General features: G+C 43.5%; 7 protein-coding genes. All 7 read right to left on the bottom strand.

Annotated elements, in window-relative coordinates:
- Positions 1-302 precede the first annotated feature (302 nt).
- The gene (locus F6K46_RS03120; protein WP_293055261.1) at positions 303-827 is read right to left on the bottom strand and encodes a chemotaxis protein CheW; all 525 of its coding nucleotides are present in this window, start codon (positions 825-827) and stop codon (positions 303-305) included.
- 298 nt (positions 828-1125) lie between these two features.
- Positions 1126-4911 carry a response regulator gene (locus F6K46_RS03115; RefSeq protein ID WP_293055259.1) on the bottom strand — a complete coding sequence of 1262 codons (3786 nt, stop codon included), beginning with the start codon at positions 4909-4911 and terminating at the stop codon, positions 1126-1128.
- Positions 4912-4999: 88 nt separating this feature from the next.
- On the bottom strand, positions 5000-8041 hold the full coding sequence (locus F6K46_RS03110) for a methyl-accepting chemotaxis protein (RefSeq protein WP_293055257.1): 3042 nt from the start codon (positions 8039-8041) through the stop codon (positions 5000-5002).
- A gap of 205 nt (positions 8042-8246) precedes the next feature.
- A complete protein-coding gene (locus F6K46_RS03105) occupies positions 8247-11291 on the bottom strand; it encodes a methyl-accepting chemotaxis protein (protein ID WP_293055255.1) in 3045 nt (1014 codons plus the stop codon).
- A gap of 133 nt (positions 11292-11424) precedes the next feature.
- Positions 11425-11970: a chemotaxis protein CheW gene (locus tag F6K46_RS03100; protein ID WP_070393289.1), complete on the bottom strand. Its 546-nt coding sequence runs from the start codon at positions 11968-11970 to the stop codon at positions 11425-11427.
- 29 nt (positions 11971-11999) lie between these two features.
- Positions 12000-12365, bottom strand: coding sequence for a response regulator (locus tag F6K46_RS03095; protein WP_070393290.1), 366 nt, complete (start codon positions 12363-12365; stop codon positions 12000-12002).
- A gap of 103 nt (positions 12366-12468) precedes the next feature.
- A complete protein-coding gene (locus F6K46_RS03090) occupies positions 12469-13677 on the bottom strand; it encodes a response regulator (protein ID WP_293055252.1) in 1209 nt (402 codons plus the stop codon).
- Between the last annotated feature and the right edge of the window lie 457 nt (positions 13678-14134).

Genomic DNA, 14134 nt, shown 5'->3' with positions numbered 1-14134 from the left:
GCAGTCCTAGTTTCTAAGACCGATGATTCTGCTTGGTTGTTTTTTTGCCAACGAAGCTTTTTGACTTGGTTATGGTCAAAGCGCGTTTTTGATGCTACCAACTTCTTAGCACAATTCCCAGAAAAAGGCTCTCCCATACCACGATCACCAAGCACGGATAGAGTGCGGTACTCCCTCCCTAGCCCTTATTCTGGCAGATAGCTATTACCTAATTTTAAGTATAACAGAAATCTCCTCGACTAGGACTATTCCCATGCCATAAAGCTAGGGGAAAAGATAGCTGATTGCTGATTGCTCAATGCTTAACCCCTTTTCGCGCTTTGAGAAACCCAAGGCAGGAATTGATTAACATCTAGCAAAAAGACTGTCAAAGATAAATTTTCTTGGGGAATCACTGCCACATGACTAGCAATTCCTAGGGTATCAGCTTGACGAAAAGACTCTGGTAGGGTACGAATATCACTCACGGAAACCTCTATCAAATTCGGTGTTTTGAGTACAGGGATACCAAATCCTTCACCCATTGTATTTTGAGCAATCAGCAGGAAACGTGCTGGGTTAGAAGTGCTGATTTTGCTAGATTTAAATAACCGGCGATGCAAGTCGATAATAGGAATTTCGTGGTCATCGATATGGGCAATGCCTATATCATTAAGTCCACTGCTATAAACAGTTGTGTAATTAATTACTTTGTTGACACACTCAATCGGAAACGCGAAATTGATGCTGTCTATTCTAAAGACCACTAATTTCAAGAATGATGTAGCCTTATGATTTGGCGATAGATGAGTATCATTAAGCTGGGAGTAAATTAAGTTATTTTTCATGATGTCGAATTCATCGTGTTAGGATAAGCCTTAAGTATAAAAAAATATAACTATTCTGAACAGGATTTTGCAGTAATAGGAATTGAATGGAGTAACTCACCAGACTAAGTTTGTAAACTTAGGATTAAAAGTATAATGATGGAGGATAATTCAAGGATATGTTTGCAAGTAACTGATTAGTCGTGGGCACCCCTCAATAAGCTAATTGCTTATTGCTTTGAGCTAAACGCTAATGTAGGAATTGCTGATAGCACATCAAGTAGCAACATCTGTAACGGATTAACTGATAGATTAATACTTAAAATTCCGATTTACTTTGTTCAATAATGTTTTTGATTTTTCCAATAAAATCTTGTTCAATATAAGGTTTAGTAAAGTAATCGTTAGCACCCAAATGCATTGCCAAACGCTGATGTTTTTCACTGCTACGGGAGGTAAGCATTGCTATCGGAATTTTTGATAACTGAGGGTCTTGGCGACGTTGACCAAGAAACTCAAAACCGTTCATATTCGGCATTTCAATATCACAAATTATCATCTGGACTTTGGAACTTTGCCGCAATTGTTCCAAGGCTTCGTGTCCATCCCGAGCTTGTAACACTCGGTAACCTGCTTTTTGCAAGCTCATAGCCAAGGTTCGTCGTAAACCTGTCGAATCATCAACAATCAAAATTGTGGGAACTGGAGGAGTTTGAGCAGGAGTTTGAGTCCGGTTAACCGATGACTTTTTCTTAGTGGTAGCTTCGAGTATATGAGACAAGCTTCTCAGTTTAGTCTCTTCATGGCTTTGAGCTAAAAATTGCTCTAGCAGGGTGTTACCATCTATTACCGGAATTAAACTACCATCCCCCAAGATGGTACAACCATAGGTATAACTGGGAGCCGCAAGCACTTTGCCAAAGGGTTTAATCACTAGCTCTTGCTCTGTGATCACGCGATCGATTTCTAACGCAAAAGCCTGCTGGTCTCGACGCATTACTACCATAGGTAACGCCCAATCTTCAGGGGTCGGAACATAAACTAAAGCTTTGCTAGGAGTGCTTTCCCTGACTGGACAGTTATATTCCAAAAGATCAGACATGGTATAAGTGGGAACCATTTGTCCGCGCCAGAGCAAAAACCGTTTTGTCCCAGATTTTTGCATCTGATCCCCCTTGGGAACCACAATTTCTTCAATACTGTCTGACGGTAAAGCGATAACAATTGGACCGACTGTAGCAATTAGTAATTTAGCAATGGTTAGAGTTAACGGCAGGCGTAGGGTAAAGGTTGTACCCTTACCTGGGGATGAGGTTACAGAGATTTTACCTTTGAGAGCTCGAATTTGAGAGCGTACTACATCTAAACCTACTCCCCTACCAGACAGTTCACTGACTTTAGCTGCGGTGGAAAATCCTGGTTCAAAAATCATCTTTAACAGGCGGGATGGGGGAGCTTTAGCAATTTGTTTGGCTGACAACAATCCCTTGACCAATACTTGGTTACGAATGCGTTCAATATTGAGACCTTCACCGTCATCCTTGACTTGAATGATGGTTTGATTGCCTTTATGGCAAGCCCGAATTTCAATTTGTCCTTGCTCTGATTTACCTCGTTTCCGCCGAATTTGAGGGGATTCAATGCCATGATCAAAAGCATTACGGAGTAAGTGTAGTAAGGGGTCATAAAGTTTTTCCAAGACTGCTCTATCCACCAAAACCCCTGTACCACTAAGCTTGAGTTTGGCTGGCTTGTGGTGTTGGGTAGAAAGATCCCGTAAAGCCCGGGGAAAGCGGTTGAGTACTTGACCCAGAGGCAACATCCGCGCCCACATCAGCTCGTCTCGTAGTTGAGAAAGCATTTGCCGCTGTTGTTCCAAGGTCTGATCAGACTGCTGAGCAAATAGGGTTATATCCCCCACGGCTTCTTTAAGCAGCATCATTTCTTCTTGTAGTCCTTGGATCAAAGAATGGACGTTGCTATAGCTATCCATTTCCAAGGAATCAAACAGGGGTTTGTTCAATGGGTCTGACTCACTCTCTAGGCTCTTTTGGCCTGACCACGTTACCGATTCCTGGGGTGAGTTTCTCTGACCAACAGAATTCTTCCCTTGCTGATTCCATTCATTCTTACTAAGGGAGGCAAAGCTAGGATGTGAGGCCATTGATCCAGCACTTGAGGCACTCGCTAGACTCTGATCAGATAACTCTTGTAATTGACTAACAATGGTTTGACAAAGGTGAAATCTTTGGGTAAGCTCCCGCACTGCTGCTTGTAATTGTTCATTTTGCAGGCCAATACTATTGCGGTTGATCACCAGTTCCCCGACCTGATTGTTCATCCGTTCTAGTCGCTTTAAGTTAACTCGGACTGAACTCTCAGGGGAAATAGAGGTTGGACTTTGGCTGGGATGCTCTGATGGCTTAGGAGTAGCTCGATTAGGTTGAGTAGGTTGATGCTGCTGGGATTTAGCCGATTGAGTGGTTTGGTTAATAGCTAATTCATTGGCTAGGAATGCCGCTGCTGGTACCGTTGGTGGTGATGGAACATCTGCTTTAGGCATATCCTGGAGCGGTGGCAGGCTTTCAAAGATTTGTTCAATCTTTTCTACTGCGGCTTCCAGGGTTTTTGGTACCTCTAGGGATGAGTTCTTGCGGGGAGCAGAAGCAGTGCTTGATGGATTAGGCGAGTTCGCTACTGGTTTAGATCCTGGGGTAGGGTCAGCCTTAGAGTTACTCAGGTCTTGCTGGTCTTGCTCCGAGTGTGGAACAGTTTCTGCAGTGGGGGAAATGGTTTCCTCTCGGAAAGATGCTTCTGCCTCTTGGACTGGGTTAACTTGATCCTCTGAAGGCGTAGATTGATCAGATGTTAGGTCTTGATTGACTTGCCCCAAGTCACTAGTTCTGAGATCAGCAAGAATCGGTGGGGTCAGAGGAACTTCCTCAGCTGGCAGGTTCACTTGGGGCTGCTGGCCAGTGGTTTCCTGGGCTAGAGCAACATCTTCAAAGAGTAAGGTCTGTTGATCTTGGTTAAAGTTGTTAAAAATATCAGTAAAATCAGCTGAGTCGGTAACCTTCCAAGATGGTGAGTCTTCAGTTGCTTGATCTAGCTCAGTTTCCTGATCGGCAAGGGTGGGTGAGGTCTCGAAAGTCTCTTCACCTAGTGGATTGAGTTGGGATGGTTGGGTAGCGGTTTGCTCGGATAAGGTAAATTCTTCAAAGGCATTGGTTGCTTCGCCTAGGTTAAAGTCACTAAAGATATCTTCAAATTCAGAGGTGGTATTAAGACTATTTGTAATGTCATTAGCTGGAGCGGCAGGGGCTTGTGTTAAAGCCACTAAAGCAGTCGAGGGATTTCCCCCTTGAGTGCGATCGCCTTCTAGTACAGCAGCTCGTCCTGTTGTAAAATCAGCTAGGGCGAGTTCAATAATTTTCAAGACTTGGTGGGGATTTTGCTCTACTGCCGCTACAGCCGTTTGGGCAATCGCTCCAAATCCAGACAAGTTCAGTAACTCAGCAAAGCCAGCAAATACGTCGGCTTGTGCCTTTAATTCCCCCACGACCTCATAATTTTGGGGATTGGCTAAGACAGCAGCAAGACGTTCTAGTCCCTGAGCTACATCAACCTCAAAAATAGAGGATACAATATCAATACCCAAATCACCGGAACTAGGAATGTAGTTATGAACCTGTGTCAGGGCATCACCGAGTCGTTCTTCAATCTGGGCATAAGTGGATTGAGCCCTGGCAAGGGCTTGTTCTGGGTCAAAATAGCCTTGCTCAATTTGCTGGATGAGGGGGTTCCGGAGGCAGTCATAAGCTTTGAGCAGCAAGCTTTCTAGCTCAGTATCAAGTTGTACCTCTTCGCTGTAGAAAGCCTTGAAGATATCTTCGAGACGATGAGCCAAAGTTTTAATTGCCTCTAGCCCAACACTGGCAGCACCTCCCTTAATGGAGTGAGCGGCTCGCATTAAATCGTGGATCTTAGCCGTGGTTCGTTCTTGCTGGAGAGTCAGTAAGCCTGTCTCGATCAGTTGCAACAGCTCTGGTGCCTCTTCGATAAAAAACTGATAGGCTTGGTCTTGGATCTCAGAGTGAGTTGCCATGGTTGTTAATTGGTCATTGGTCAAGAGAAAATTGCAAATTGGTCATTGGTCATTGGTCATTAACAAAATACTAATAACTAAAATGACGCTAGCTCACCTTGAACTTGCCCACACTATCTTGGAGTTGCTCAGCCACTTTGAGCAGTTGTTTGAACGAGTTAGATACTTGGGTGACTTCTGTGGAGGTTCTATTCGCGATCGCTGCTACGTCAGCCATAGTTTCAGTAACTGATTCGCTCGCTTGGGTTTGTTCAACAGCTGTGATGGCAATTGCTTTGACCAACTCATTGATCTTGACCGTTACTGCAGTAATTTGATTCAAACTCTGCCTGGTGTCATCCACCAGTTGAGTCCCAACTACCACTTGCTCAGTTCCCTCTTCCATAGCGGCTGCCACCTCATTGGTTTCCGCCTGAATGTCTGCTACCAGCTTTTCAATTTCCGCCGTTGCCTCCGCCGATTGATGGGCCAAGGCTCGTACTTCATCAGCAACTACCGCAAAGCCTCGACCGGCTTCCCCAGCACGAGCTGCCTCAATAGCAGCATTGAGGGCTAACATATTGGTTTGCTCAGCAAAGCCACTAATCAGGTTGACTACCTTAGAAATCTTTTGGGACGATTCCCCAAGACGTTTGACCTTCTTAGCCGTACTACCTACAGTTTCCCGAATCGCCATAAAACCTTCTACAGTGAGGTTCATAGCAGCATCTCCGGCTTCTACCGTTTGAGCTGCTTGTTTGACTGCGGCTTCGGCTTCAGAGGCACTGACAGCCACAGAGCGAGTTGAGACTGTCATGTCATGAATTTGTTGTAAAGCATTAGCAATTTCCTCCGCCTGTCGTAAAGCTTCTGTGGATAGGTCTCGGATCGCTGCTTCATCTTGAGTAGTGGTGGTAGTGACTTGCTTGGTTGCCTGTTGCACTTGCACTACAAGTTTCCGCAAGCTTTCGATGGTAGCATTGTAGGAATCGGCAATAGTTCCCAATTCATCGGCAGTCACCTGGGCTCGAATAGTCAGGTCTCCTTTACTGACTGGCTCTACTTCCATCAACAGTTCTAGAGCACGCTTTTGGAGCTCCTCTTTGATATGGCGCTGTTCCTGAGCAAGATTTTCTGCTTTTTGGCGGGCTGCCTCCATTTGTTCTAAGGATGTGGCTCGCTCCATAACATTGCCCAGCTGAACAGATAACTGCGTCAGGAAAATGATTTCAGACTCTTGCCACTGGTGTGGAGCCGTACAATGATGAGCAATAAGTAAACCGTAGAGTGTTTCTGCATGAACAATTGGTGTCACTAAATTTGCTTTGATTTGCAATCGTTCCATCAACTTCTCGTGGTCACGATGAAAACTTGCTTCAAAGACATTATTGGTGGCAACGACACGCCCATGTTTGTAGCCATCAATCAGCTGCTCTGGAATACAAGCATCTTCAATTTTTTTCTTAAGCATATTGTCAACTGCTTTGGGCCAACCGGGTTGAACTGCCTCGAATCCAATGTAGCCACTACCATCAGGATTCAGGCGGTAGATAACTACCCGGTCAGCATTCAATTGATTGAGGGCTTTTTCGACCGCTTCTTGGAAGAAAGCTTTGAGGTCAAGAGATTTGTCAATCGGGGTAGTAGCAAAGTTAATAATGACCTCTGCCCGATTTGCCTCTCGACTGACCACCTTTTCCTGACTGGTAACACTGTCAGCCATTTCATTAAAGGTCATCGCCAGCTTACCGATCTCATCGTTAGTGATCAGATTGCTTCGGAGGTGACGTGACCCTTGAGCAAATTGCTCGGCTAAGTTTTGTAGCTGTTGGATCGGTTTAGCAATGGCTCGTCCTAGCAGAATAGCTAGTAATATATCAGCAGTCAAAGCCAAGATCACTACTACCAACTGTAACAGTAGGTTGTCGGTGAGCAGGAAGTTTAGTTGAGCTTCTGAGGTTCCCCTTACCAAAAGGGCAACTGGCTTACCATTAAAATTATTTAACGTCTTGGCAGCCACTGTATAGGTTTGCCTCCCTATCTTGATGCGTTTGGTAATTGGATTACCCTGAGCTGTTACCGCTTGATTCAGGAAAGGGGTATCGGGCAAGAAGACGTTCGGTTGAGCTTCTCCTAAATTGGTACTTTTACCCTGGTCTAAGGCAGTTGCCAAGAGGAATTGACCATCGGGTTGACGTAGATATACCGCACTATAACCTCCGCCAAAAGACTTTAGGGTATCCTCGACGATAGGCAGCTTGTCATTGACAATATCCCCAGAAACCAGTACTCCCAAAACTGCTCCTGTATCGGTGGCTCTAACCGGTGTCACGGTATAGCGAATCAACAGATTGTTTTGCTCGTCAATCCCAGCAGGTAGGAAGGGAGACTCTTGAGCAACCTCAGACCAGCTGACCAGTTCACTGGTTTTAATTTGCTGAGGATTTTCCAGAACCTGACTGACTAAGTCATTGGGATCGAAAAACTCCCCAGTTCGATCAGAATTAGCATTGACAATAATTCGCCGATCCTGTCCCACCAACGTGGCATATTCAATCCGACGAGTCTGAATTTCTTGCTGAAGAATATCTTTAACTTGTTTGAACAACCCGGGGGTTAAGGCTTTGCCTTGAGCATGGGTTTGAACCGCTTGAATAATTGCGCTATTGTCAGATTGTCCCCGAAAACCAAACCCCATCTGATTAATTTTGATATTATATATAATATCCATAACCGCCAATTCTGATTTGGCTTGGTTGATTAACTGAGAACGACCTCCTGTAACAATCAAAAAAGCCCCCACACCTGCTAAGCCAACCACGGAGATCACTTCTGACGTGAACAAGGCTAGAAGCTGCTTCCCTTGTATGGGCAGGTTATAAAACCATTTCAAAAATAAAGATGGAAGTCTTTGGGGTGGTGCAAGCTTTGACTGGATTAACTTAGGTAGTGGTAGCAGTGATTTACCCAGTTTGCTTTTCAGGGTAGATGTTGACAGGTGAAAAGTTTTGTGAGTTCCAGTATGACCATTATCAGATAAATTATCAGATAAATTGTCTAATAATTTATCTGATAATTTAATATCATGAGTATCAATCTGGTGACCATTGTGATCCTTAAGGGAGTTATTCTGAGGAGGAATTTGAGTCATGGAATACGCCCAATTAATTAAAAATAGGTAGTTTCTCGTTGTGAAGACACCCAGGGTTTGGACATCGCTGCCACCATTGCCTAACTCGGGGTGACTGAAAAATTTCAGGAGTTACAGTCACAGAATTCCCAGTCAATCTTGTTGAGTTCACAGTTACTTTGAAAATGGCAATTAATAATTAACAATTAACAATTAACAAAGAACACTAACTCACCTTGAACTTGCCTACACTATCTTGCAGTTGCTCGGCAACTCTGAGCAGTTGTTTAAACGAGTGGGATACCTGCAACGCTTCTATGGAGGTATGATTAGCGATCGCTGCCACATTAGTCATAGTCTGAGTCACTGAAACGCTTGTTTGAGTTTGCTCAACAGTTACCGTAGCGATCGCTTCGACCAACTCATTAATCTTGACCATTACTGTAGTGATTTGATTCAAACTCTGCCTGGTATCATCCACCAGTTTCGTTCCTCCTACCACTTGTTCAGTACCAGCTTCCATGGCAGCTACCACCTCATTGGTTTCCATTTGGATTTGTGCCACAATTTTTTCGATTTCTGCGGTTGCTTCTGCTGATTGATGGGCTAAGGCTCGCACTTCATCCGCAACCACCGCAAAGCCTCGACCTTCTTCCCCAGCACGAGCTGCCTCAATAGAAGCATTTAACGCTAGTAAGTTGGTTTGAGCGGCAAAGTTACTAATCAGGTTAACTACTTTAGAAATCTTTTGGGAGGATTCCCCAAGGCGTTTGACCTTCTTGGCAGTACTGCCTACAGTTTCCCGAATCGCCATAAAGCCTTCCACAGTGCGGTTCATAGCAGTATCCCCAGCTTGGACTGTCTGAGCCGCTTGTTTGACTGCAGCTTCAGCTTCAGAGGCTCTAGCAGCCACAGCTTGAGTTGAAGTGGTCATGTCTTGAATTCGTTGTAAGGCTGCAGTAATTTCCTCCGACTGTCGTAAGGCTTCTGTGGATAATTCTCGAATCGCTGCTTCATCTTGAGTAGTGGTGGTGGTAACTTGCTTGGTTGCCTGTTGCACTTGCACCACAAGTTTCCGCAAGCTTTCAATGGTAGCGTTGTAGGAATCAGCAACAGTTCCCAATTCATCGGCGGTTACACGGGCACGGATCGAGAGGTCTCCTTTACTAACTGGGTCTACTTCCATCAGCAATTCCAGTGCTCGTTTTTGAAGCTGCTCTTTAGCAGTCCGTTGCTCGGTTTCAGCAATTTTTTGCCGTTCTAAGAGGTTGATCCGGTCAAGGGTTAGTCCCACTTGGTTAGCTACTTGGGTTAAGAAATCGATTTCCGAGGCTTGCCAGGCTCGAGGTTCACTGCATTGGTGAGCAATTAATAAGCCCAAGAGTTCCCCTTCAACCACAATCGGGGTAACTAAATTGGCTTTGACCGCAAAGGGTTCTAACTGCTTCAGGTAACACGGGGTCAGACCAGCTTCATAAATATTCGGTGTTGCCTTAACTCGACCTTGGATGTACTTATCCACGTAATCCTTTGCAAAACAAGGGTCAGCAATTTCCGCACCGAGAGCCTGGGGCCAACCCGCAGCCACCGATTCAGCAATGACAGTACCTTTCCAATTGGGGTCAAAGCGATAGACAACCACTCGATCCGCATCCAGCCCTTGTCGGCTCCCTTGGACTACCATATCCAGGATCTCTTGGAGGTCAAGGGCTTGAGTTAGCTGAATCGTAATATCTTTCAGTTGCTTAGCACGCTTAGCCTCAAGGCTTTGGTCTTGTAGCAGAACTTTAATCCTGGCTACTAGGTTATTAAAGGTATGAGCTAGGGTTTGGGTTTCTGCGGTACCACTTGGTTGAGCAATCGCATCTAAATTACCCGCAGCCACTTCCTTGGCTGTATCAGACAATTGACTTAGAGGAGCAGATAGGCGGCGGGATAAAAGCAGAACAACGATCAGAGTCACTGCTCCCAAGCCTAGGGCTATGAAGAGAAACGCTACAATTAACTCATTACCAGCGCTTTGCTGTTCTGATTTGTCCACGGAAGCAACGGATACCCAATCCGTGTGTGGATTAGTGACAATGGTATAGAACTTATTTTTATAGAGCAAGTAAACAATTTTTACCTGCTTCCCCGTTTTATTCGTATAGGTCGAAAGTCTTGCTTCCTTTAATGAATACTTAGCTTTGAAACCATTGAAGTCTTGCTTAGTATTAATAGTTAGCTGCCTTGGTGCCTTGACTAAAAACTTAGCAATTTCCCAAATCGCTTCACCCCCAATGATATTTTCCTCATCCAGACTACCTTCAGGGGTGAGGGTACTAATTACCATGCCTTGGCTAGTGTCTATCAGCTGCACTTGTTGGGAACCCATCAATCCGATATGTTCTAGATAAGGGAACAGTTGCTCTAATTGATTCATGGGTAGCACAGCTTTAATCACCCCAAGAAATTCTCCTGATTGAGGATCCTTGATGGCCTGAGCAAGATCAAAACCAAAGACATTAGCTGAATCATCAAAGTCCAGTTCACTGACCCAACGCCCTTGACGCTTTGCTTGTTGCCACCAGTCTTCATCACTTTGCACAAAGTCAGAGGTGGGATTACTATAAGCAATGTTGTACCCATAGCGGTCAGTGACAAATAATTCCCCTAGACCTAAATCCTTAACGATTCTCTTTAAGTAACGATTGAGTTGTGGATTGGGTTGGAGGAGCTTTGTGTTTTGAAAACGCAATTCAATCTCGTGAATAGCCAGTTTCTGAAGTTGTTGCTGTTCTGCGGTTTTGCTACCAGCATGAGCTGCATTGATGACTAAGGGATTACTAGCTAATAAGGTTGGTACGGTAAAGGTATCCTTAATCAGTTGGCTAGCTGCTTCACCAGCAATTAGAGCTTGCTCCTGCTGCTGTAATTTATTTCGCTCTTTGTCATGCTCGTGAACAATTCTGTAACTTACTAGGCTAGCCAGAGTCAGAGGAATCAATACCGTTGGCATAATCGTTGTCAACAACTGGCGGCTGAGAGTATTTTTATTCCTCTGATTTTTTTTTTGAGTTTTGAGCACTTCCAGGAGCTGATCTCCTGCATTGATATCTTGGTCTGCCCAATGAGTGACTTCGGTCTCAGCTTCTGTTAACTCTTGAACAACCCGCAAGTTAACGTTAGAAATAGTTGAATCAGGCAAGAGTGTTTTAACCAGCGCATTTTTTGTTTTTACAATCTCACTATTATTGCCATTTAAATTAAAATTATTCGTTTCTTTTTTCATGATGCAACACTTAGTTTTTATCTCCGTTTTTTTAAATTAACTTTATAATTAATTAACTAATAATTATCGATAATTAGTTTTGATAATTTATTATGAAATAATAGGTTCAGGTTACCGTCCCTGAATAGTATAATTAAAACTTGGTATCAAAAATTAGTTGGCCATCAAAAACTACTAGCATTTCCCCACCATGTTTTAGCCAATATCCCTGTAAAAACTTTGCCAATTCTGGATTCATGCTTGATGATGGCAGAGGTTGAATCAAATCGGGATTGCACCATTCAATGTCCTCTACCCGGTTGACAACCAACCCTAGCATTTGGTTATATTTAATGGACTTAGGATCATGAGACTGGATATGCAACACTAAGGAGGTGTAGTGTGATGTGTTTACCGGTTGCTGATGCCAAGGAGTTAATCCCACAATGTGTCCGAGATCGACCATCCAAAGAACTTCACCCCGCCAGTTGTAAACACCCATGACCCAAGGTGGCATATGGGCAATTGGAATAATTTGACCAACACCAATAGTCAGCACTTCAGTCAGCTGATTAATTGGCATTAAAGCAGTAGTATCAGGTACTAGATGAAACCGGAGAAACTGCTGTCTAATTTCATTCGCAGCCGTTTCAGTCGCTGATGATGGGGAAGCTGAAGCTGGGACAAACTTGGACACCATGATGATCTCTGTTTTTTTATATCTGAGATTTAGCCCTTGACCAGTTGTTTAATGATTTTTAGGAGTTCTGCGTGATCAACAGGCTTATACAGGTAAGCATCTGCTCCCTGCTTCAAAGCCCAAAATTTATCCATTTCAGTATCTTTGGTGGAGCAGATTATCACAGGTATTTGGCTTGTCTTAGCTTCATTTTTAAGGGTTCGACAAATTTCAAAACCACTGCGATCCGGAAGGACAACATCAAGCACAATCAAATCTAGCTGATTACTGCTAATTTTTTCTAGGGCTTCTGAGCCATTATTGGCAGTTAATACATTAAACCCATTTTGCTTGAGATAACCTCTGAAGATTTCTAGATCTGTTAATGAATCTTCAACAATTAATGCGGTAACCATTTTTCTCCGATTTTTTAAATAACTATAAAATTATAAGCAGATAAGCAAGTGTTTAAACGTATTTTTGTAAATACTTACTTAAATTTCGGCTATCTAGTAAATTCTAATTAATTTGTTTAAGATGTTTAATGATAACTCTCAATACTTCTTCAGGATTGATGGGTTTACTCATGAAATCTGAGGAGCCAACCATCTTAGCTCTCACACGGTCTATAATGCCGTCGTTACCCGTTAAAATTACGATCGGAGTATTGCGGAAAAAGGAGAGCTTACGCAATTGACCACAAATTTCATAACCATTAGCATTTGGCATGACCAAATCTAAAAATATCAAATCTGGCTTAGTCGCTAACAAAGTAGCGATCGCCCTAAGTGCATCATTAATAGCCACAAAGCGATAGCCTTCTGAGGTAAGAATTTTTTCCATGCTTTGGCAGATCAGGGGACTATCATCCACACAGGCAATCAAAGGTTTCTGCTCAGGAACAGTTTTTACCGATGTTTCGTTCGGAGGTAGTGAAACTGGAGCAGGTAAATCCGGAATCTCTATCAGTTCCACTAATCCTGATTGCAGGTGAGGTAGAATCGAGAGGGTAACTGCCCTAGTATCCCGTTTCATTAGTATGGCCAAGTCTCGTAGGGTATATTGTCCATTCAACAGCTTGGTCATAGTTTGGTAAGCCTGAGGGGATGTTTTAATTCTCAGTTGCTTGGGCTGCCTGATGATTGGTGCCCGATTAGGGCAGCGGTCTGCTACACGAGCACTTTGCCAAGCTTCCCAAACTTGATCAGCGTCATGGATGACTTGCTCTGCGTCAATCAAGACCAGTGGTTTAAATAATGATGATAATGATGATGAGGAATCTGGTTTGATTTGATAGGTGATCTGCATGCCTTGGGTAACATCAAAAAGTATTTCTACTATGACAGACTGAATCATTTTGATAGCTTGATCACGGGTAACCTTGTGCAGATCTACCCATAGGCATAGCAAATGATAGTCCCAACAGACATTGACATCTTCCCAATTGGTATTAGCTAGATCGTCTTGCAGTGATGAAAGCTGAGCAGATGTCTGAGGACAGTGAATGAGTAGGTTTCTACGCCACCGTCTGACTGGATGAGTCCCTCCGGTAGCATACATCAGGCGACCCATATAAATGTGAAATATCCATTCTTGTTTACTAGGATCACTTAGAATGAGTTGACCGCTAAACCGAGGCTGCTTTAAAATTTCAAACAACCCTGCTTGTTTGACGGAAGTAAACTCTTTGATTGGAATTAGAGGATAATTTTGTTCTATCGCCATCATTGCCTTTGGTTTACCTGATTGCCGTTGTCAGCAAAACTCCGAAGTCCTAGTGCTGCCATTACCGGAATAATTTGCCGATTGGCGTGAGACTCTCTTAACCATAGGCAAGAAAAAACACCGGGAACAGTTAAAGACTTTCACCGAGATGCACAAGTAAAATATGATTGATCAGGTAACTGCTAGCTCAATGCTACAGAATTTTATAAGGTTGACGTATCCGTGAGTTTACACAAATTACAAGAGATAGACTATGGGGTATTTACGCATTGACTGAAGTTTTTGATTATTTATGACCTTCTATGCCAGAAAACTACTGAAATGTATCACTCTTGCCACTGAGCCATGTTGCCATCTTGGCAGGGATTTACAAAAATTTACTGGTTCGTTAATGTTAGTTAATTAAAAGTCTATGAGCTACACTGCCTTTATGAGGTTGACTGTAAGCATTCACCAAGGA

This window comes from Moorena sp. SIO3E8, from assembly GCF_010692445.1.
Taxonomy (GTDB): Bacteria; Cyanobacteriota; Cyanobacteriia; order Cyanobacteriales; family Coleofasciculaceae; genus Moorena; species Moorena bouillonii.
Note: the sequence above shows the minus strand (reverse complement) of the source record. Positions and strands in the feature narration are given on the sequence as shown.